Raw genomic sequence first — 19,037 nt, forward strand, 5'->3', positions numbered from 1 at the left:
TTACCCGCGAAATGGAGGCGGACATGGTTGATTACTTCACAGCAACAGATGGCGCAAAGCTGGCTTTCAGCGATGAGGGCGAAGGCTTGCCGCTGCTCTGCCTTGCTGGCCTGACCCGCACGATGGGCGATTTCGATTATCTGCGGCCACATCTGCCACCTGTGCGGTTGATCCGGATGGATTATCGCGGGCGGGGGGCCAGCGATTGGACGGGGGCTGCGACGTATACCGTGCCGCAAGAGGCCAAGGATGCTTTGGCGTTGCTGGATCATCTGGGCGTGGCGCGGGCGGCAGTTTTGGGCACCTCGCGCGGGGGGTTGATCGGGATGTTGCTGGCGGTTTTGGCGCAGGATCGGCTGGCGGGGTTGTGTCTGAATGACGTGGGGCCAGTGATTGAGCGCAAAGGGCTGGAGCGGATTTTCGACTATGTCGGGCGCAATCCGTTTGTGAAAACCCATGCGGCGCTGGTGGATCGTTTGCCGGGGGCGATGCCGGGGTTTGTGGTCTCGCCTGCGCGGTGGGCGGAGGAGGCGCGGCTGCATTACCGCGAAGGGCCGGAGGGGTTGCGGATTACCTATGATCCGGCGTTGCGCGAGAGCTTTCTGGCGGGGTTTGAGGCGCCAGCGGTGGATGCCTGGCCGTTGTTTGACGCCTGCGCAGGGCTGCCTTTGGCGCTGATCTGGGGGGCGAATTCGGATTTGTTGAGCATGGAAACAGTGACAGAGATGCAAAAGCGGCGGCCGGATATGATCTTTGGGCGGGTGCCAGACCGGGCGCATATTCCGTTTCTGGATGAGCCGGAAAGTTTGGCGGTTGTGCGGGCGTTTCTAAAGGCTTGCAGATGAATATCGAGATGATCCGGGCCGCGGCGGGGCGGCTTGCGGGCCATGCGCGGCTGACGCCTTTGCTGAATGCGCCATTGCTTGACCGGATAGCCGGGCGGCGGGTGGTGGTGAAGGCGGAATGCTTGCAGTGGACGGGGAGTTTTAAGTATCGCGGCGGCTGGGCGGCGGTTTCGGCTTTGCGGGGGGCTTCGGGGGTGATTGCATTTTCCTCGGGCAATCATGCGCAGGGGGTGGCTTTGGCGGCAGCCCAGCATGGCTTGGCGGCGGTGATCGTGATGCCAGCGGATGCGCCGTCGGTGAAGATTGAGAACACGCGGGCTTATGGGGCCGAGGTGGTTCTCTATGATCGGGAAACCGAGGACCGGGATGCGATTGGGGCGGCACTGGCGGCAGAGCGCGACTTGGTTTTGGTGCGGCCCTATGACGAGCCAGAGGTGATTGCGGGGCAAGGGTCGGTGGGGCTGGAGATTGTGGCGCAATTTGAGGCTGGGTTTGGCGGTGAGGCCGAGGTGTTGACCTGTTGCGGCGGCGGCGGGTTGACTTCGGGGGTGGCGCTGGCTTGCGAGGGGCGGTTTCGGGTGCGGACGGTGGAGCCTGCGGGGTTTGACGATGTGGCGCGATCGCTTTCCTTGGGCGCGCGGCTGCGCAATGCCACGCTGGCGGGGTCGATCTGCGATGCGATTGTCACGCCAACGCCGGGAGAGATCACCTTTCCGATCATGCACCGCTTGTGCGGGCCGGGATTGGTGGTGAGCGATGACGAGGCGCTTCGGGCGATGGTGTTGGCGTTTCAGCATCTGCGCATCGTGTTGGAGCCGGGTGGGGCGGTGGCTTTGGCGGCGGCCTTGTTCCGTGAGGGGTTGCCCGAGACGGTGATTGCGGTGGCTTCGGGGGGCAATGTCGATCCGGCGGTGTTTCGGGGTGCGATGGAGCGGTTTGGCTGATGGCTTTGGTTTATCTCGACGATATTCGGTTGAATGCAGAGGTGTCGGGGCCTGTGGGCGGACCTGCGGTGGTGTTGCTGCATGCTTTGGGGACCAATCTGACGATCTGGGATGAGGTGGTGGGGCTGCTGCCCGCCGGTTGTCGGATTTTGCGGTTTGATCAGCGCGGGCATGGGCTGTCGGATGTGCCAGAGCCCCCCTATGCGATGGGCGCGCTGATCCGGGACGGCGAGCGGATGATGGCGCATTTCGGGCTGCGCGATGCGGTGGTGGTGGGGTTGTCTTTGGGCGGGCTGGTGGCGCAGGGGCTGGCGGTGAAGCGGCTGGATCTGGTGCGCGGGATGGTGTTGAGCAATACGGCCGCCAAGATCGGCTCGGCGCAGATGTGGGGCGAGCGGGTGGCGCAGGTTGAGGCCCGCGGTTTGGCAGACTATGCGCCCGGCGCTATGGCGCGGATGTTTGGGCGGCGTTGGCAGGATGTGGCGGGGATGCCGCGGGTACGGGCGATGCTGGAGGGCATGGATGCGCGCGGCTGGGTCGGTTGTGCGCGTGCGATTGCGGGGACGGATTTTTACACGCAGGCGGCGGGGCTGACTTTGCCGACTTTGGCGATTGCCGGGGCGCTGGATGGCACCACGCCGCCTGATCTGGTGCGCGAGACGGCGGATTTGATTTTGGGCAGTCGATTTCACTTGATGCGGAGCGCGGGGCATTTGCCGATGGTCGAGAAGCCGGAGGACTGGGCTGCGGTGGTCACGGAGTTTTTGGCTTCGGTTGGGCAGGTTTGAGGCGTTGAAATGGGGGCCTGCCCCCACACCCCCGGAGTATTTGTGCCAAGATGAAAGCAAATTTTAATCAAGTTGTTGAGGATTTGCGTTATGTCGGCGGCTTGGTTTTGATGAGGTCTTCATGTTCGCGCGCGCCAATCTGAGTTTGCTGTTCATTCTGTTCACCGTTGGCTTAGATGCGATTGGCATTGGGCTGATCTTTCCGGTGATGCCGGATTTGATGGAGGATGTGACGCACGCGGGCTTGGGCGAGGCGGCGCTGTGGGGTGGGGTTTTGGCGGCCTCGTTTGCGGTGATGCAGTTTTTGTGCGGGCCTTTGGTGGGCAATTTGTCGGACCGCTATGGGCGCCGCCCCGTGTTGTTGGTGTCATTGGCGGTGATGGCGCTGGATTATGTCGCGATGGCTTTGGCGCATACGGTCTGGCTGTTGTTGGCCGCGCGGCTTGTGGCGGGGGTGGCGGCGGCGACACATGCGACGGCGAATGCTTATGTGGCGGATATCTCAACACCGGATGAGCGGGCCAAGCGGTTTGGGCTGATAGGCGCTGCGTTTGGCATTGGCTTTGTGGCGGGCCCGATGTTGGGCGGCTTGCTGGCGGGGATTGATGTGCGCGCGCCGTTTTGGGCGGCGGCGGGCTTGGCTTTGGCGAACCTGGTGTTTGGCTGGTTTGTGATGCCGGAGAGCTTGGGGCTTGAGAAGCGGCGCGGGTTTACGCTGGCGCGGGCCAATCCTTTGGCCTCGCTCCGCGCGGTGCGGCGGCTGCCGGGGTTGCAGCGGTTGTTGCTGGTGAGTTTTCTCTATGCGGTGACCTTCAACGTCTGGCCTGCAATCTGGGCGTATTATGGCAAGGCTGCGTTTGGCTGGAACGCGCAATGGATCGGCTTTGGATTGGCCGCTTTTGGAGTTTGCATGGCGCTGACGCAGGCTTTGCTGCTGGCCCCGATGATTCGGCGCTTGGGCGAGCGACGCACGGCGGCGGTGGGGATGGGGTTGGAGGTGGTGTCTTACGGGTTTTACGGCTTTGCCACCTCGGGGTTCTGGGCCTTGGTGTTCACGCCGATTGCGGCTTTGGGTGGGGTGACCGGACCGAGTTTGCAGGCGATGATGTCACGCGCGGTGCCGGAAAATCAGCAGGGCGAGTTGCAGGGGGTGAATTCGTCGCTGAACGCTTTGGCGATGATTGTGGCCCCTTTGGTGATGACTTGGGTGTTTGGCATCTTCACCTCTGTTTCGGCGCCATTTTACCTTCCGGGCGCGCCGTTTCTGCTGTCTGCGACAATTATGGTCGCGGTCGTTATACTCTTTGTCGCAGGAACGCGCGAAGCGAAGCGGCCGTGAGCTAGCCTAACCCCAAACAGGGGGTGCCTTATGAAGCTGCGCGATCTTGAGATTTTCACTGTAGCGCCGCCTGCGCCGGGTTGGGGCGGGCGCTATTGGACCTTTGTCAAGCTGACCACCGATAACGGGATCGTCGGCTACGGCGAGTGCTATGCCTCGACCGTGGGGCCGCGCGCGATGGGGGCGGTGATTGAGGATGTGTTTGAGCGGCATATGCTGGGCGAGAACCCTGAGAATATCGAGCTGATGTATCGCCGGGCTTATTCGGCGGGCTTCACGCAGCGGCCTGATCCGACGGTGATGGGGGCGTTTTCGGGGTTGGAGATTGCCTGCTGGGATATTCTGGGCAAGGCGCGCGACCGTCCGGTTTGGGCGTTGCTCGGCGGGATGATGAATGAAAAGGTGCGGTCTTACACCTATCTTTATCCTGAAGCGGGCGAGATTCCGGCGGATTTTTGGGTCAATGCGGATATGGCAGCCGAGGCCGCAGCGCGCTATGTGAAACAGGGTTTCACTGCCGTGAAATTTGACCCGGCTGGCCCCTATACCATTCGTGGCGGGCATGAACCTGCGATGTCAGATATTTCGCGCTCGGTGGAGTTTTGCCGCAAAATCCGCGAGGCGGTGGGCGATAAGGCTGATCTTCTGTTTGGCACGCATGGCCAGTTTACCACGCCGGGGGCGATCCGGCTGGGGGTGGCGATCGAGCCCTATAACCCGCTGTGGTATGAAGAACCGATTCCGCCGGACAATCTGGCCGAGTTTGCAGAAGTGGCGCGGTCGGTGCGGGTGCCTTTGGCGACGGGCGAGCGGCTGACCACCAAAGCCGAGTTTGGTGCGCTGTTGCGGCATGGCGGGGTGCGGATTTTGCAGCCTGCGCTGGGGCGGGTTGGCGGTATCTGGGAGGCCAAGAAAATCGCGGCAATGGCCGAGGTTTACAACGCCGAGATGGCACCGCATCTTTATGCGGGCCCGGTGGAATGGGCGGCGAACGTGCATTTCGCGGTGTCGATCCCGAATATATTGATGGCCGAGACCATCCAGACCGGGGGCGAGTTTCATTTAAAGCTGATCAAGAACAGCTTGAAATGGGAGGATGGCTATATCCTGCCGCCGACGGCTCCGGGTCTGGGCATCGAGTTTGACGAGGATGTCGCGCGGGCGCATCCTTATACCGGGACAGGCTTGCATTTGCAGATGCAGGAAGCGCCGTGTGATTACCTGCATGGCAATCGGTTTGAGGGGGGTGCGCCGGCACCTACATCGGTCTGAGCCAGATTTACTTTTAAGAAGCGCGCCGTGCTTTGACGCGGCGCGCTTTTCCCCGCGGGGAATGACTTGTGCCTAGATCCCGAGTTTCGGGGGCATGGCTACCATATGTTGTGGTCTATGCCGCAAATGCGCAGACCTCTGTCCACGTCGATAGGGCCAAACCGCTGCCAAACGGTGTTTGGGGCTCTTTTTGCGCCAGATGATCCCCCGGGCGTCGGCTGACCGCAAAAACAGCTGCGTTGTAGCGGGGCCCCTATTTTTTCAAAAATCGGCTGTTGACGGTGGCAGATTTCGCGTAAAATACAGCATCCCATAAGGATTTTTGCATGACCGATTTTCTGTTATTGGCTTTCATTTTCCTTGTCGCCGGAGTGTTTGCGGTGCCGATTGCGGCACGCCTTGGGCTTGGGTCGGTGCTGGGCTATCTGATCGCGGGGATTTTGATCAGCCCGGTGCTGGCGATTTTGCAGGTGGATCTGATCTCGATCCAGCATTTCGGCGAATTCGGCGTGGTGATGATGCTGTTTCTGGTCGGGCTGGAGCTGGAGCCGAAAAACCTGTGGGACATGCGGGCCCGGCTGCTTGGGCTTGGCGGGGGGCAGGTGGCTTTGACCGTGCTGGCGGTGATGGCGGTGGCGATGGCGGTCGGGCAGGTGTGGTCGGTGGCTTTGGCGGTGGGGCTGGTGTTTTCGCTGTCGTCCACCGCGATTGTTTTGCAAAGCTTGGGCGAAAAGGGGCTGCTGAAAAGCGATGCCGGGCAGGCCAGTTTTGCGGTATTGTTGACGCAGGATATTGCGGTGATCCCGATGCTGGCGCTGATCCCGCTGTTGGCTTTGCCGGAATTGCAAGGCAGCCATAGCGTCACCGATCATGCCGAGGCGTTCACGCTGGTTGCGGGGATGAACGGCTGGCAGGTGGCGCTGGTCAATATCGCGGCGATCATTGGTGTGGTGCTGGGCGGTAGTTATCTGACCCGGCCGGTGTTCCGGTTTGTGGCCTCGGCGCAGTTGCATGAATTGTTCACGGCAACGGCGCTGATGATGGTGATTGGTATTGCTTTGCTGATGACGCTGGTGGGGTTGTCGCCCGCTTTGGGGACGTTCTTGGCGGGGGTGGTGCTGGCGAATTCGGAGTATCGGCATGAGCTGGAGTCGGATATTGACCCGTTCAAGGCGCTGTTGCTTGGGCTGTTTTTCATGACCGTCGGGGCTGGGGTGAATTTCGCGCTGCTTTGGGATAATCTGGGGCAGATCTTGGCGTTGACGCTTGGGCTGATCGCGGTGAAGGTGCTGGTTTTGCTGGTGCTGGGGCGGGTGTTCAAACTGGCGGGTGCGGATAAGTGGCTGTTTGGGCTGGCTTTGGCGCAGGCAGGGGAGTTTGGCTTTGTGCTGATCTCGCTTATGGTGTCTTCTGCCGTGTTGCCGCCCGAGATTGCCGACAAACTGCTGTTGATCGTGGCTTTGTCGATGCTGCTGACACCGGGGCTGTTCATCTTTTACGATAAGGTGATCGCACCGCGTTTTGCCGAGACGGCGCAGCGCGAGGCCGATGAGATCACCGATCCAAGCCATATCATCATCGCAGGGATCGGCCGTGTTGGCGGCTTGGTCAACCGGATGCTAAGGGCTGCGGGCTATCATACGACGGTGATTGACTTTAGCAGCAAGCAGTTGGAAATGATGTCTAAATTTGGCATCAAGGCCTATTTCGGCGATGCCTCACGCCCCGATATGCTGCATTCAGCGGGGATTGCCGAGGCCAAGTTGTTGGTGATTGCAATTGATGACCGCGACCAGATCACCGAAATGGTGCGCCATGCGGTGGCGGCTTATCCGAACCTGCATGTGATCGCGCGGGCGGTGGATCGTAACCATGTTTATGATCTGTGGGCGGCAGGGTGCCGGGATGTTATCCGCGAAACCTATGACAGCTCGATCCGCATGGGGCGGTCGGCGTTCGAGGCTTTGGGCGCGACGCCCGAGCAGGCCGAAGCGATGCGGCAGGTTTATCATGTGGCAGATCAGAAGATCATGCGGGCGATGGCTGATCATTATGATCCGAACATCCCGAACTTTGAGAATGCCGCCTATGTGGCGCGGGCGCGGGAGCTGAGCGCCCAAGTTGAGCAAAAGCTGATCGTGAAATTCGCCGAGATTTTGGGCAAGCCCGCTTTTGAAACGCTGCTGCCGGGGGCCGAGCGCGGGGGCTTGGAAGAGCGAAATGAACCGCCCTTGGAAAATGTCGAGCCAGAGAAAGTGTCCGGCTGAGCCCGCGTTTCTGGCGAAGCCCACGCTTCCGCTCAGGCCCGGTCAGCCAAGCTGCGACAACAGCTGTGCCAAGGCTTTGGGATCGGTTGACGCTTGGGTTTTGGCCAGTTGGGCGTGAAGCTTGCCATGCTCGGCGCGCCAGAGTGGGGTTGCTTGTGCGATCAGAACGCGGCCTGCCTCGGTCAGCACGGGGCGGCGGGCACGGGCGTCTGACTGATCGGCGGTAAGCTGCAAAAGCCCGCGCTTTTCCAATGTCTTGGCCGCTGCCGTCATGGTGGTGGCGTCCATCGCCAGAAACTCGGCAAGTTCGCCCAAGCGCGGCTGCCATTGGCCGCTGAGGGCCACCAGCATCGAAAATTGGCCGTTGGTCAGGCCTAAGGGCGCGAACAGGCGGTCAAATCGGCGCGCCAGTTTGCGGGCCGCGCGTTGGGCGGCGAGGCACAGGCATTGGTCGCGGATCTGAAGAACGGTTTCATTCGGGAGGCTGGATGAATGCATTTTACATTGATATCAAGCCAAATGGATAGAGGCAAGCTGCGGGTTGTCGCCGCAGGTTAGCATGGCATATGCACCGTATCGCTGGATAATCATCGCGGCAGGCGGGGTGACGGGCTGCGTGGTGATTTTGCGAAGCCGCCAGTGGTGGGGGCTTTCGCGTAAGGGATAGCCCTGCCCTATCCGGGCAGGGTTTGGAGTTTACACCTCAACCCCGCCTTTGACGCCAGTGATGTAGGACACGATATCGTTGCCGTCGGTTTCATCGCGGCGCAGACTTGCCACAATCCGACCACGGCGGAACACCACGATGCGGTCCACCAGATCAAACACTTGCCGCAGGTTATGCGACACCAGGATCAGCGGCACGCCGCGGGCTTTCAACCCACGGATGATGTTTTCAACCTGTGCGGTTTCCTGCACACCCAGCGCCGCCGTGGGTTCATCCATGATCACCAGTTTGGAGGCGAACGCCGCCGTGCGGGCGATGGAGACGCATTGGCGCTGACCGCCCGACATGTTGCGGATCGGGTTGTCAATGTTGGGGATTTTAACCGCCGTCGTCTTCAAAGCCTCGAGCGTTTTCTCGCGCATCGCTTTGCGGTCGAGGATGGAGAAGGGCCCCAGTTTCAGCTTGAACAACTCGCGGCCCAGAAACAGGTTGGATGGCACATCCAGATCATCGGCCAAGGCGAGGGTTTGGAACACGGTTTCAATGCCAGACTCGCGGGCCTGCAGGGGGCCTGCGAAATGCACCGGTTGGCCGTCGAAGATCACGTCGCCTGCGCTGCGTTGCTCTACCGCCGTAATCTGGCGCACGAAGGTGGATTTGCCCGCACCATTATCCCCGACCACCGCGACATGTTCGCCGTGGCGCAGGTTGAAATTGGCGTCTTCCAGCGCGTGCACGCCGCCGTAGCGTTTGGTCAGGCCACGGGTTTCCAGGATAAATTCGCTCATGCCCGTGCCCCCCGGCTTTTTTGCCGCCATTGATCCAGCACAACCGCGCCGACGATGATCGCGCCTTTCACCATCTCTTGGTAATAGGCATCGAGTTTCAGGAAGGTGAAGCCCGAGATGATCACGCCGAAGATCAGCGCGCCGATCACCGTGCCGATGATCGAGCCGCGCCCGCCTTGCAGGGAAATCCCGCCAATGACGGCCATAGCGATGGCATCAAGTTCATACATCACCCCCATATTTGCCTGCGCGGTCTGGCCTTTCGACGACACCACGATGGCAGCGACAGAGGCCAGCATCCCAGCGATGATATAGACCAGCACCTTGTGACGGTCGACGTTGATGCCTGACATCCGGGTGGCTTGTTCATTGGACCCAATGGCATACGAATGTTTGCCGTATTTGGTGTAGGTCATGATCAGATGGAACAGCACGGCCAAGGCGATGAAGACGAACACCGGGCGCATCCCGGAACCAATGGCGTTGTAGCTTTCGGTGGGGAAGGAAATCGGGTTGCCGGTGGACCACCAGCGCGCAAAGCCTCGGGCCGAGACCATCATGCCGAGCGTGGCGATGAAGGGCGGGATTTTGGTATAGGCGATCAGTGCGCCGTTGATCAGGCCCGCAATCAAGCCGCAGGTCAACCCGACGAGGATGGGAATAAGGATCGGCAAATCCATTGCCCAATCGCCGAAGATCGCCTTCGGGTTGGGGTTGCCGTTGACGAGGGCGGTCTGCGCAAAACTCATCGCGACCATGGCCGTGGCCCCGACGATAGAGCCGGAGGACAGGTCAATGCCGCCAGTGATGATCACTTGCGTCACGCCGATGGCAATGATGCCAACGGTGGCGACTTGCAGAATGATGATCGACAGGCGCTGGGTGTTGAACAGGCCCGAGGTGCCCTCGCGGGTGTTGAACAGAAAGCTTTCACCGATGATCAGGCGGCCGAGGATCTCAAACGCCGCAACGATGATCACGAACGCGATGAACACGTTCAACTCTTGCGGGCGGGCTTTCTTCGATGGATCGTATTTCAGGCCACCAAGGCCATGCGCAGGCTCTGCCATGGGCTTCTCTCCCCCAAATTTCACATGAAAACGGTCTTAACTCTGCGTTTCCCGGCGCGGAGTAAAACGAAGGGCGGCGTTTGACCGCCGCCCTTCTTTCCCGTTAGGGATCAGTTCTTGGCAGCGTAATCGGCGACATTCGCTGGGGTCACCAGTTGGAACGGCACGTAGACTTTCTGATCGACAGCCTCGCCTTTGCTCAGCTTGATCGCCGCATCCAAAGCGCCAGCGCCTTGGCCTGCTGCGTCTTGGAACACGGTCACATCAAGATCGCCCGCCTGCATCGCAGCCAGCGCGTCTTGGGTGGCATCGACACCGCCGACCACGACCGACTTCATGTCGATATTGGCGGCTTTCATCGCTTGGATCGCGCCAATCGCCATCTCGTCGTTGTTGGCAATCACGCCATCAAACGCGGTGCCCGAGGACAGCCAGTTGGTCATCAGGGTTTGCGCCTGATCACGGCTCCAGTTGGCGGTTTGCTCGTCAATGATGGTCAACTCGACGACGCATTTGCCAGCGGCCATCACATCATGGATGTCAGCGGTGCGCTGCACGGCGGCTTGGTTGGAAAGCTCGCCCATCATGACATAGACATTGGCTTTGTCTTTGCCAGCGGCTTTCAACTGCGCGCAAACTTCGATGGTTTCCAAGGTGCCAGAATCGACTTCGTTCGAGGCGACGAAAGCTTGGTTATCCGGCAAGGTATCGACGTTGATCGGCTGGCGGTTGACGTAGACCAGCGGGATATTGGCAGCGGCAGCCGCATCCGACATCGCTTGGGTGGCCGAAGTGTCGACCGGGTTGACGATGATCGCGGTCACACCCGAGGCGATGAAGTTGTTGATCTGGTCGAGTTGCTTGGCCACATCGTTCTGCGCATCTTCGATTTGCAGCGAAACGCCGAGTTCCTTGCCTTTGGCATCCATGCCGTTGCGCAGAACGGTCAGGAAGTTGTCGTCAAACAGCGCCATCGACACGCCGATGCCATCTGCCATCGCCGAAGTGCCCATCAGGGCCGCGAAACCAGCGATCAAAAGGGTCTTTTTCATGTGTCTCTCCTCCACAAGTCGGTGTCCGGCACACCGTTTTTGGCCGGACCGCCCTCTCCCAAGGGCGGTATTCTGCCGCGTCAGGCGGCTATGCCCGCGCGGATGAATTCGATAGATGCCGTCAGCGCGGATTTGGGGTCCGCCAGATCGTGCACTGATGCGGCGAAAGGTTCGTAGCTGATCGCACCTGTGTAGCCTGCGGCACGCAAGGCGCGGATCTGGGCGACGTTGCCCAACAGGTCATCGGCATCGACCAGAACCCGGTGCGGGTCGCGCATGTCGCCCACATAGATGCTGTCCTTGACGCCCGAGACATGCACGATCCCAGTCAGGTCCGGGTAGATCGGACCGCCGCCAGCAAGGGCGTGGTGGAAGGTGTCATGTACGATAAAATAGGTGCCTTTACCGCCGACGGCTTCGATCACTTCGGCGAGGATGTCTTTGTAGCGCAAGCTACACACCTCAAACCCCAGCGGTTCGACCATGGCTTTCAATCCGTAGGATTGCAGCATCGGCAGCAGGGCGCGCAGGGCGGTTTCGGTGACTTGGCGGCTTTCGGCACGCGAGGTCGCCACGTTGTCATTGCGTGGGATCAGGCTGATGGCTTCGGCGCCGCAAGCCTTGGCGATTTTCATCAGGGCTTCGGCCTCGGCGCGTTTGACATCGGACCAATCGTTGAACATTTTCACTTCGGCAAGCGCGAGGATGCGCAGGCCGCGCGCTTTGGCGGCAGCGCCCACTTCGGCGGGCTCGGCACCGTCAAACAGCGGTGTTTTGAAATCATTGCGGAATTCGACACCCACGCAGCCCAAAGACTGTGCGAGATCAAGGAAGGCCAACCAGCCCAGTTTCGGGGTGGTCATGTGGTTCAGCGCGAAAGGCAGCATTCTGGGAATTCCTCGACTCATGGCCCCTCTTTGGGCCAGTTGTCGCACTGTCGTAGAATTGATATTCTATTTCAAGTCAGAATTCTTCTATCGGTTCTATTTAGGGGGGCGAAGTCTGATGTGTTTTGACGATATTTTCGCGCGACACTTTGATTGTGTCCAGAATATCGGGTCCGCACTGTGGGTTAGACCGACTCGGCCACATGCAAATCGGGCGACAGGAAATGCTGCAAACCGCCGGGGCCTCGGCCTTCGGTGGCGGCGCGGGTCATGATCAGCATCAGATCGCGGCAAAGCTTTTCCAGCGGGGTATCCACCGTCAGCGTGATCAACCCCTCGGCCAGACCTGCCCGAGATTCAGGGGTAAGCGCCGAGACCACCAAAGCTACATCGCCCGGCGCGCGCGCCTCGCGCAGCGCGGCAATCGCGCCCTCCATCCCGCCGCCCGCGACATAGATGCCACGCAGATCGGGCTGGCGGGCCAGCAGGCTGAGGGTGGTCTCGTAGGTCAGCTGGCGAGTCTCTAAGTTAACCAGCGTGTCCAGAACCGTCAGATGCGGCGCACATTCGCGCAGGTAACCGCGAAATCCGGTCTCGCGCAATTCATGGCCATGCCAGCGGTGGCCACCAACAAACAATGCCATCACGCCGGGTTTTCGAGCTGTTTGGTGCATGAACCAAGCGGCGGTGCGACCCACTTTTAGGTTATTTAGCCCCAAATAGCCCGCGCGGGCGCCTTGTGCAAAGTCTGACAGCAAGGAAAACACCGCGAGCCCTTTGCTGGAAAGCTCTTCGACTGCCGCCGTCACCTCGGGGTGGTTCACGGCGGTGGCGGCGAGAACATCACAGCGGCCCGCCATGCCGCGCAGCGCGCTTGCCATTTCACCGGGGGCTTGGCTGCTGGAAAACTCCAGCACCAGACGTCCCTGCACACCGGGGGCGCTGGTGACGGCACGTTGCAACGCTTCGGCGAAGGCTTTGTAGAAGTCCTGCCCCTGTTTGTGCAACACCACGCCAAAGCGAATTTCGCGCAGATCAAGCGGGCGGGGTGACAGGCGGCGGGCGGCGGGGTGGCCAATGCGGTCTGCCGCCGCGATGATCTGGGCGCGGGTGTCTTCGCGCACAGGCTCGCGTCCGTTCAACACCCGGTCGACCGTGGCGACGGAAACCCCCGCCGCGCGCGCCAAATCTGCCATGCCCAAACGTTTCATCGCGACCCCCTGATGCGTTTTCATCACCAATGCGGCCATTCTGACGAGATATGATGAGAAATGCCAGAGCCTGGCTTGGCAGAAATGGAATATATCTTCTATCCTAGACGCAGAGTTGGTCGGAGAGGGAGGGCTTCTATGACAAAGCGCGATTATTCACTGCTGGGCCCGGATGGGGCGCGGGCGGTTGCGACCGGGCTTGCGGCGGCAGAGTGGTATCACACCGAGGTGCCGCGCAAAGAGATGAAGGCGCTGATGCAGCGCAGCGATGCGCCTGCGATCCGGGATACATTGCTGCTGTATGGGCTGATGATCGCCTTCGCGGGCATCGGGATTTATCTGTGGCCGTCGTGGTATAGTGCGCCGTTTTGGCTCGCTTACGGCGTGCTGTATGGCTCGGCTTCTGACAGCCGTTGGCATGAATGTGGTCACGGTACCGCGTTCAAGACGCCATGGATGAACAATGTGGTGTTTGAAATCGCCAGTTTCATGATCATGCGCAATTCGGCGACCTGGCGTTGGAGCCACGCGCGCCATCACACCGACACCTATATCGTTGGCCGTGACCCCGAGATTGCGATCATGCGTCCGGTGGTGTTTGCCAAAGTGATCGCCGGGTTCTTCGGGCTGCCGGATGTGGCGGCGTTTCTTCCGCGCATGCTGTACAACGCCTTCGTCGGCGTGCATCCGACCGAAAAGACCTTTGTGCCGGAAAGCGAATGGCCGAAAGTGGTGCGGGTGGCGCGAATCTCAACTGCGATTTATGGCGCGACGATTGCACTGGCGCTTGGGATGGGGTCTATTCTGCCGCTGATGGTGATCGGCCTGCCCCGGCTTTATGGCGCGTGGCATCATGTGATGACCGGGTTGTTGCAGCATGGGGGCTTGGCCGACAATGTGATCGACCACCGGCTGAACTCGCGCACCGTCTATATGAACCCGGTCAGCCGCTTCATCTATTGGAACATGAACTACCATGTAGAGCATCACATGTTCCCGATGGTGCCCTATCACGCCCTGCCCCGATTGCACGCGGCGATCAAGCATGACCTGCCCGCACCGAATACCTCGATTGCGCAGGCGTTTGGCGAGATGTGGCCTGCACTGCGGCGGCAACTGGCCTCTGAGGATTACTTCCTGAAGCGCAGCCTGCCCGCCACCGCCAAACCTTACCGTGAAGATTTCCACCTGGCCGCACTTGGTGCCGCCGCAACTGCTGCGGAGTAGATGATGACCCAATGGATTGACGCTTGTGCCACCGATGACATTGACGCGGAGGATCTGATCCGTTTCGATCATGCCGGGGCGACCTATGCGATTTACCACGCGCCGGATGGCAAGTTTTACGCCACAGCGGGCAAATGCACCCATGAAGAGGTGCATTTGGCGGATGGGTTGGTGATGGACTATGTGATCGAATGTCCCAAGCACAACGGCCAGTTTGATTACCGCACGGGCGAAGCAAAACGTGCGCCGGTCTGCATCAATCTGAAAACCTACCCGGTGAAGGTTGAGGGCGCGCGCGTCTTCATTCAGGTATCCTAATGGCACGTTTGACGGTTAAGGATTTGCTGGATCAGCGCGGCAAACACCCGTTTGCCATGCTGCGGGTGGAGACTCTGGAGGAGGCTGAGGCTGCGGAAAAAGCCGGGGTTGAACTGCTGTCGATCCCACCTGCGATGATCCATGATCGGCAGTTTCGTGATGCAGCACCCACGGCTTTCGCCTTTCCGGGGGATAATTTCTATGAAATTGGCGATACGGCGGATTTTCTGAAATGGGCGTTTCCGCTGTTCAAAGCGGGGGCGGATGGGTTCTATTGTTCGGGGTCGTTGCAGACGGTGACGGCGATGGCGGATCATGGCCTGCCGGTCTGCGGCCATGTCGGGCTGATCCCGTCGAAACGCACTTGGACGGGCGGTTTCAAGGCGGTGGGCAAGACCTTGGCCTCGGCGCAACTGGTCTATCAGCAGTGCCGCGCGCTGGAGGCGGCGGGGGCGTTTGCGGTCGAGATCGAAGTGGTGCCACATTCGATCACCGAGGCGATTGCCGCCAAAACCGGGCTGTTCCTGATCTCGATGGGCGCAGGGCCTGCAGGTCATGCGCAATATCTGTTCAGCGATGATGTGCTGGGGCAAACCTCGGGCCATGTGCCGCGCCATGCCAAGCGCTATGCCGATTTCGCCAGCGAACACGCGCGGTTGCAGCAGTTGCGGATTGCAGCGATGACGGCTTTCGCCAGCGATGTGCATGGCGGAGCCTATCCTGCGCCGCAGTATATGGTCGACAGCGACGCCGACGTGGTGGCGGCGTTTCGGGAGTGGCTGGAGGCGCAGGACTAGGCTTTCCACGCGAGATGCCTCGGCCCAAAATGCAAACGCCCACCGTGTGACACGGTGGGCGTCTTGCTGTTCGGCAGGAAGATGGCGACTTCGCAACAACATGAACCATCAACCCGAGACTTATAAGTGGACAGACTGCATCTCTTTTTCAGCCCTCATGGCCGCCCTAAAATATAGCCTTTTCAGTTGTTTGGCAGTATACATGATCTACACTTCCCTCTTGGACAGATTTCCGGGTGATTTAAGCTACTGCCTGCACCTGCTGATCGGTTTCGCGCATTGAGGTTGATTTTCACCCACGAGGAGGACATCGCGGCATTCCACCGCCGTTTCCTCCCCACCACCACGATCTCTGCAGAGTTCGGGTTGCATCGAAACGTCCTCCGCAAGCGACTGGCGGCGGCCCGGGTTTCCCGCTTTGGCCCAAATGGAACGGATTTTGGTGCGGTTTATCTGCGCACGGATGTGGAAGTCGCATTGCGTTAACGCAGCCTTGCCTGATCAAACAGGCGAGCAGAATAATAACCCGGCATCAGTACGCTGGCTGCGCGCGCCTTGCCCGCTCGAATAAAGCAGCCGACATGTTTCGGAATCAGCCTATTCTCCAAACCTTAACCGTCAGATCCCTGAGACCTGACGCGAGATCAGAAACCACTCGGCTGCGTCTGAGGCAAGTTGGACTTGCAACTCGCAAGCACAAAGCACACGCGTATCGCTCGTATCCCCATCAATTTCTGACGTCCCGCCGCAATCGGGGCAAAACACCGACTTTTGTCGAAAAGTCGGTGTTTAGATGTCGAACGTCATTTACACGACTGACTGAACTGGTGATCCCGGGACGACTCGAACGCCCAACATCCTGATTAGAAGTCAGGTGCTCTATCCAGTTGAGCTACGGGACCATGATTCCTTTGATAGCGGTTCGGAAAATGGTTCGCAACGCTTACCTCTATGCCTAGTGTGTTGTTACTCCATCCGTTTTCTGGCTGAGAGCTTGGCTTAGAGGGTTCGTGCGCAATCAGTTGATCTGCAGAGCCGCGTTTGGCCTATGTGCGGCGGGATCGGCCCTTAAGCAAGGCTGCGCGTCATGTAAACTGAGTTCATATCAATGCTATAGCCCTCAAAAGGCGGGCAATCTTCAAAGCCAGCTTTGGCGTACAACGCGCGGGCGGCAACGAAGGTGGGCTGCACGCCAGTCTCTAGGGACAGGCGTTTCAGGCCTGCGGCTTTGGCTTCGGCCAAGAGGTGATCAAGCATGATACGCGACAGCCCCCTACCCCGTGCTTCGGTCAGCACATGCATGGATTTGATCTCGGCATGGCCCGCATCGATGCGCTTGAAAGCGCCCATCGCCAAGGGTTTGCCCGCGTCGCGCAGCACGAAAAAATTCACCGCTGGTATCGCCAGTTCCGAGGCATCCATCATATGGATGCTTTCGGGCGGAGTATCGGCGTGCATGTCGGCGGTATGGCGCTGCATCAGCAGGGCCAAATCTGTGCTCAGCGGGCTTTCCTTGGCGATGGTTATACTCATTGTCCGCCCATCATATTTGTGCCGTTGACCAGCATGCCGCCCGTTGCCGTAGATTCAAGTTCCCACACCAACGCGCCATTTTCGCCGGGTTTTGCCATGCTTTCAGCCATCTTCAATACGGGAATGATCTGACCGGTCATCTCGGGCGGACCCGCGGCGAGCGCTTGTTCCACCGCCGTCAAACCCGTTGCAGTGACTGTGGCTTTGCCGACGGGCATGGGTGTGGCGGGGCCGGCGCTGAACAGGCCCTCATAAGTGACCGTGTAAAGCGGCGAGGTCACAGAGCCAGGGGCGAGGGTGATGTCCACGACGCCATCGGGCAGCAGCGCGGCGAGCAAGGCTTGATCCTGCTCTGGCGTATTCGGTTTCGGGTTCACCAGATCGACCGTATCGAGCAAGATCGCCACCGGAGCGGCCAGATTGAAGCGCGAGGCTTTGAAATCGAGGCTAAGCGATGTCGGCACCAGCTGCGCCGCCCATTCCGGCACAAGGCCTGCTGGCAGGCTGAGGCCATCCATGGTGAACGCCTCGCGGAACAGGCCTTCATCCACGATGCCGTTCAGCTCAATCTCAAACGAAAGATCGGTCAATCCGACCAAACCGACCGGGGTTTCCACTTTGACATCATTCAGTGTGCCGGTGCTGCCAAGATGCGCAAACAGCGGCAGACCGTCTTTGATGATGCCTTTCAGCGTGGCTTGTTGGGCAGCGGCGGCGGTTGCATCAGGATTGGCGACCGCGAAGGCCAGCAATTTATACATGGCATCGGGGCGCAGGCCAGTAATGTCGGCGGTTCCCGATTGGGTTGCTGCCGTCAACGTGATTGGCACGCCCATTTCTGGGATGGTCATGGTTTCTGACAGGCTGGTCGCCTCGTATGTGGCCTTGCTGTCGACGCCGCCATCTGCGCCTTCTTCGGCGGTGCTGTCGTACTTCATGCTGGCGACGCTGTAGGCAACATTGGAATCGGTCTTGGTATTGGCATCCGTAATCTTCTCGGTCAGCGAGATATCGGTCGCGGTGGTGGCCGAGGAGGTGAAGCTTTGCAGCGCGGCATCAAAGGTGCCGGTGCTTTGCAGGTTGGCAACGTTCACCACGATATCGGCCGTCCCGGGGACAGACATCGTGAAATCAATCGCTTGATCTTGCTCCATTTCCCAAGTGCCATCGCCATTATCGGTCAGGCTGAATTCGATCGGGGAGAGGGTGGTTTTCACCCCGGGAGGGGCCTTCGCGATCAGCGGTGCGAAATCGAGGGTGACATCGTAGTAATCTTCTTTGGGCGTGACGCTGACGACGCCTTCGGTCGCGCCAAGATAAGTTTGCAACGTCGCGGTCAGGGCTTCGGCCCCCTCCGGCGTGGCTTCAGCCGAGGCAAGGCTGGCGCAGAGGCTGAGGGGAAGCGCAATAATAGCGGCATAACGCATGGGTAAACCTTTCTTTTGGTTGAAAATGTAGCCGGCGAAAAGCTCCCTAAGCTTGGGCGGAGGTAATCATTAATGCGTCCAGACACCGCGACGGTCAGTTGCGAAATTTTCACCATAGCCGCGCTGACGAATCAACGCTTTGCGCTTTTGCGGCTCTGTCACGTCAAATTCAATAGCGTTTGCAGTGGCATAGGCTTCGGCGGCCTCACGCGACTCAAAACGCAGTTTGACCTGCGCCTGGGTGTCCGAAGAACTGGTCCAACCCATCAGCGGATCAACCTCACGCGCAGAATCCGGGGCGAATTCCAGCAGCCAATCGGTGGTTTTTGCGGTGCCAGATTGCATGGCGGTTTTAGCGGGCTGATAAATGCGGGCGCGCATCATGAAAACTCCCTGAGTGTTGGGAAGGTTTATTCCGAAATTGACGGGAAAACGCAAGCCCGGAAGGCGCTGTCGGCTGATCGCGAGGGGTGTGGGTGGAGTGGGTGGTGCGATCAACCGACAGCTAAGTCTGCTGCTTGCAAGCATAGATTGCCGCAGGTTTCGCCCCCGAACAACTATAAAGTGCGTCTTTGATCTGCATTTTCGTTAAAACTGCGTTGTCT

Annotated in this window: 18 protein-coding genes and 1 tRNA gene; 9 read left to right on the top strand and 10 right to left on the bottom strand. The window is 59.7% G+C overall.

The window, feature by feature from the left end; genetic code table 11:
• Positions 1 to 23: 23 nt before the first annotated feature.
• From Q7V03_RS21305 to Q7V03_RS21330, 6 genes are all read left to right on the top strand, one after another.
• Positions 24 to 845: an alpha/beta fold hydrolase gene (locus Q7V03_RS21305; protein WP_304927588.1), complete on the top strand. Its 822-nt coding sequence runs from the start codon at positions 24 to 26 to the stop codon at positions 843 to 845.
• Positions 842 to 1,789, top strand: coding sequence for a threonine/serine dehydratase (locus Q7V03_RS21310; protein ID WP_304927589.1), 948 nt, complete (start codon positions 842 to 844; stop codon positions 1,787 to 1,789). Before Q7V03_RS21305 ends, Q7V03_RS21310 begins: the two co-directional genes overlap by 4 nt.
• Complete coding sequence (locus tag Q7V03_RS21315; RefSeq protein ID WP_304927590.1) at positions 1,789 to 2,577, top strand: alpha/beta fold hydrolase; 789 nt, start codon at positions 1,789 to 1,791, stop codon at positions 2,575 to 2,577. Before Q7V03_RS21310 ends, Q7V03_RS21315 begins: the two co-directional genes overlap by 1 nt.
• 121 nt (positions 2,578 to 2,698) lie before the next feature.
• Positions 2,699 to 3,916 carry a TCR/Tet family MFS transporter gene (locus Q7V03_RS21320; RefSeq protein ID WP_304927591.1) on the top strand — a complete coding sequence of 406 codons (1,218 nt, stop codon included), beginning with the start codon at positions 2,699 to 2,701 and terminating at the stop codon, positions 3,914 to 3,916.
• 30 nt (positions 3,917 to 3,946) lie between these two features.
• Entirely contained in the window at positions 3,947 to 5,188 is a 1,242-nt protein-coding gene (locus Q7V03_RS21325; RefSeq protein ID WP_304927592.1) for a mandelate racemase/muconate lactonizing enzyme family protein, read from the top strand.
• Between the two features lie 326 nt (positions 5,189 to 5,514).
• Complete coding sequence (locus Q7V03_RS21330) at positions 5,515 to 7,455, top strand: cation:proton antiporter (protein ID WP_304927593.1); 1,941 nt, start codon at positions 5,515 to 5,517, stop codon at positions 7,453 to 7,455.
• Positions 7,456 to 7,497: 42 nt separating this feature from the next.
• On the opposite strand, the gene Q7V03_RS21335 is transcribed toward Q7V03_RS21330, so the two are convergent.
• The 6 genes from Q7V03_RS21335 to Q7V03_RS21360 form a co-directional block, all read right to left on the bottom strand.
• Entirely contained in the window at positions 7,498 to 7,953 is a 456-nt protein-coding gene (locus tag Q7V03_RS21335) for a MarR family winged helix-turn-helix transcriptional regulator (protein ID WP_304927594.1), read from the bottom strand.
• A gap of 198 nt (positions 7,954 to 8,151) precedes the next feature.
• Positions 8,152 to 8,910 carry an ATP-binding cassette domain-containing protein gene (locus Q7V03_RS21340; protein ID WP_304927595.1) on the bottom strand — a complete coding sequence of 253 codons (759 nt, stop codon included), beginning with the start codon at positions 8,908 to 8,910 and terminating at the stop codon, positions 8,152 to 8,154.
• Positions 8,907 to 9,980: an ABC transporter permease gene (locus Q7V03_RS21345; protein ID WP_304927596.1), complete on the bottom strand. Its 1,074-nt coding sequence runs from the start codon at positions 9,978 to 9,980 to the stop codon at positions 8,907 to 8,909. Before Q7V03_RS21345 ends, Q7V03_RS21340 begins: the two co-directional genes overlap by 4 nt.
• Positions 9,981 to 10,090: 110 nt before the next feature.
• Complete coding sequence (locus Q7V03_RS21350; RefSeq protein ID WP_304927597.1) at positions 10,091 to 11,032, bottom strand: sugar ABC transporter substrate-binding protein; 942 nt, start codon at positions 11,030 to 11,032, stop codon at positions 10,091 to 10,093.
• 80 nt (positions 11,033 to 11,112) lie between these two features.
• The gene (locus Q7V03_RS21355) at positions 11,113 to 11,919 is read right to left on the bottom strand and encodes a TIM barrel protein (RefSeq protein ID WP_304927598.1); all 807 of its coding nucleotides are present in this window, start codon (positions 11,917 to 11,919) and stop codon (positions 11,113 to 11,115) included.
• Between the two features lie 185 nt (positions 11,920 to 12,104).
• On the bottom strand, positions 12,105 to 13,130 hold the full coding sequence (locus Q7V03_RS21360; RefSeq protein ID WP_304927599.1) for a LacI family DNA-binding transcriptional regulator: 1,026 nt from the start codon (positions 13,128 to 13,130) through the stop codon (positions 12,105 to 12,107).
• A gap of 138 nt (positions 13,131 to 13,268) precedes the next feature.
• On the opposite strand from Q7V03_RS21360, the gene Q7V03_RS21365 reads away from it, so the two are divergent.
• From Q7V03_RS21365 to Q7V03_RS21375, 3 genes are read left to right on the top strand one after another with little or no spacing between them, the layout of a single operon-like run.
• Positions 13,269 to 14,357 (top strand): fatty acid desaturase family protein, encoded by a 1,089-nt coding sequence (locus Q7V03_RS21365; RefSeq protein WP_304927600.1) that lies wholly within the window; start codon positions 13,269 to 13,271, stop codon positions 14,355 to 14,357.
• Positions 14,358 to 14,360: 3 nt separating this feature from the next.
• The gene (locus tag Q7V03_RS21370; protein ID WP_304927601.1) at positions 14,361 to 14,675 is read left to right on the top strand and encodes a MocE family 2Fe-2S type ferredoxin; all 315 of its coding nucleotides are present in this window, start codon (positions 14,361 to 14,363) and stop codon (positions 14,673 to 14,675) included.
• Positions 14,675 to 15,472, top strand: a complete 798-nt coding sequence (locus Q7V03_RS21375) for a 3-methyl-2-oxobutanoate hydroxymethyltransferase (RefSeq protein WP_304927602.1) — start codon at positions 14,675 to 14,677, stop codon at positions 15,470 to 15,472. Before Q7V03_RS21370 ends, Q7V03_RS21375 begins: the two co-directional genes overlap by 1 nt.
• A gap of 825 nt (positions 15,473 to 16,297) precedes the next feature.
• Here Q7V03_RS21375 and Q7V03_RS21380 read toward each other — a convergent pair.
• The 4 genes from Q7V03_RS21380 to Q7V03_RS21395 all read right to left on the bottom strand — a co-directional run bounded on the left by Q7V03_RS21380 (position 16,298) and on the right by Q7V03_RS21395 (position 18,813).
• Positions 16,298 to 16,374 (bottom strand) — tRNA-Arg (locus Q7V03_RS21380).
• 166 nt (positions 16,375 to 16,540) lie between these two features.
• Positions 16,541 to 17,005 (bottom strand): GNAT family N-acetyltransferase, encoded by a 465-nt coding sequence (locus Q7V03_RS21385; RefSeq protein ID WP_370651186.1) that lies wholly within the window; start codon positions 17,003 to 17,005, stop codon positions 16,541 to 16,543.
• Positions 17,002 to 18,432, bottom strand: coding sequence for a hypothetical protein (locus tag Q7V03_RS21390; protein WP_304927603.1), 1,431 nt, complete (start codon positions 18,430 to 18,432; stop codon positions 17,002 to 17,004). Before Q7V03_RS21390 ends, Q7V03_RS21385 begins: the two co-directional genes overlap by 4 nt.
• Positions 18,433 to 18,501: 69 nt before the next feature.
• Complete coding sequence (locus Q7V03_RS21395) at positions 18,502 to 18,813, bottom strand: ETC complex I subunit (RefSeq protein ID WP_304927604.1); 312 nt, start codon at positions 18,811 to 18,813, stop codon at positions 18,502 to 18,504.
• Positions 18,814 to 19,037: the final 224 nt, after the last annotated feature.

It is taken from the genome of Cypionkella sp. (assembly GCF_030652235.1).
In the GTDB taxonomy this organism is placed as follows: Bacteria; Pseudomonadota; Alphaproteobacteria; order Rhodobacterales; family Rhodobacteraceae; genus Cypionkella.

Bases quoted from the DNA above. Each gene is read 5' to 3' on its own strand.
- Q7V03_RS21375 (WP_304927602.1), top strand. From the start codon at position 14,675: ATGGCACGTTTGACGGTTAAGGATTTGCTGGATCAGCGCGGCAAACAC.
- Q7V03_RS21355 (WP_304927598.1), bottom strand. From the start codon at position 11,919: ATGCTGCCTTTCGCGCTGAACCACATGACCACCCCGAAACTGGGCTGG.
- Q7V03_RS21370 (WP_304927601.1), top strand. From the start codon at position 14,361: ATGACCCAATGGATTGACGCTTGTGCCACCGATGACATTGACGCGGAG.
- Q7V03_RS21345 (WP_304927596.1), bottom strand. From the start codon at position 9,980: ATGGCAGAGCCTGCGCATGGCCTTGGTGGCCTGAAATACGATCCATCG.
- Q7V03_RS21350 (WP_304927597.1), bottom strand. From the start codon at position 11,032: ATGAAAAAGACCCTTTTGATCGCTGGTTTCGCGGCCCTGATGGGCACT.
- Q7V03_RS21390 (WP_304927603.1), bottom strand. From the start codon at position 18,432: ATGCGTTATGCCGCTATTATTGCGCTTCCCCTCAGCCTCTGCGCCAGC.
- Q7V03_RS21335 (WP_304927594.1), bottom strand. From the start codon at position 7,953: ATGCATTCATCCAGCCTCCCGAATGAAACCGTTCTTCAGATCCGCGAC.
- Q7V03_RS21305 (WP_304927588.1), top strand. From the start codon at position 24: ATGGTTGATTACTTCACAGCAACAGATGGCGCAAAGCTGGCTTTCAGC.
- Q7V03_RS21310 (WP_304927589.1), top strand. From the start codon at position 842: ATGAATATCGAGATGATCCGGGCCGCGGCGGGGCGGCTTGCGGGCCAT.
- Q7V03_RS21385 (WP_370651186.1), bottom strand. From the start codon at position 17,005: ATGAGTATAACCATCGCCAAGGAAAGCCCGCTGAGCACAGATTTGGCC.
- Q7V03_RS21365 (WP_304927600.1), top strand. From the start codon at position 13,269: ATGACAAAGCGCGATTATTCACTGCTGGGCCCGGATGGGGCGCGGGCG.
- Q7V03_RS21320 (WP_304927591.1), top strand. From the start codon at position 2,699: ATGTTCGCGCGCGCCAATCTGAGTTTGCTGTTCATTCTGTTCACCGTT.
- Q7V03_RS21340 (WP_304927595.1), bottom strand. From the start codon at position 8,910: ATGAGCGAATTTATCCTGGAAACCCGTGGCCTGACCAAACGCTACGGC.
- Q7V03_RS21325 (WP_304927592.1), top strand. From the start codon at position 3,947: ATGAAGCTGCGCGATCTTGAGATTTTCACTGTAGCGCCGCCTGCGCCG.
- Q7V03_RS21395 (WP_304927604.1), bottom strand. From the start codon at position 18,813: ATGCGCGCCCGCATTTATCAGCCCGCTAAAACCGCCATGCAATCTGGC.
- Q7V03_RS21330 (WP_304927593.1), top strand. From the start codon at position 5,515: ATGACCGATTTTCTGTTATTGGCTTTCATTTTCCTTGTCGCCGGAGTG.
- Q7V03_RS21360 (WP_304927599.1), bottom strand. From the start codon at position 13,130: ATGAAACGTTTGGGCATGGCAGATTTGGCGCGCGCGGCGGGGGTTTCC.
- Q7V03_RS21315 (WP_304927590.1), top strand. From the start codon at position 1,789: ATGGCTTTGGTTTATCTCGACGATATTCGGTTGAATGCAGAGGTGTCG.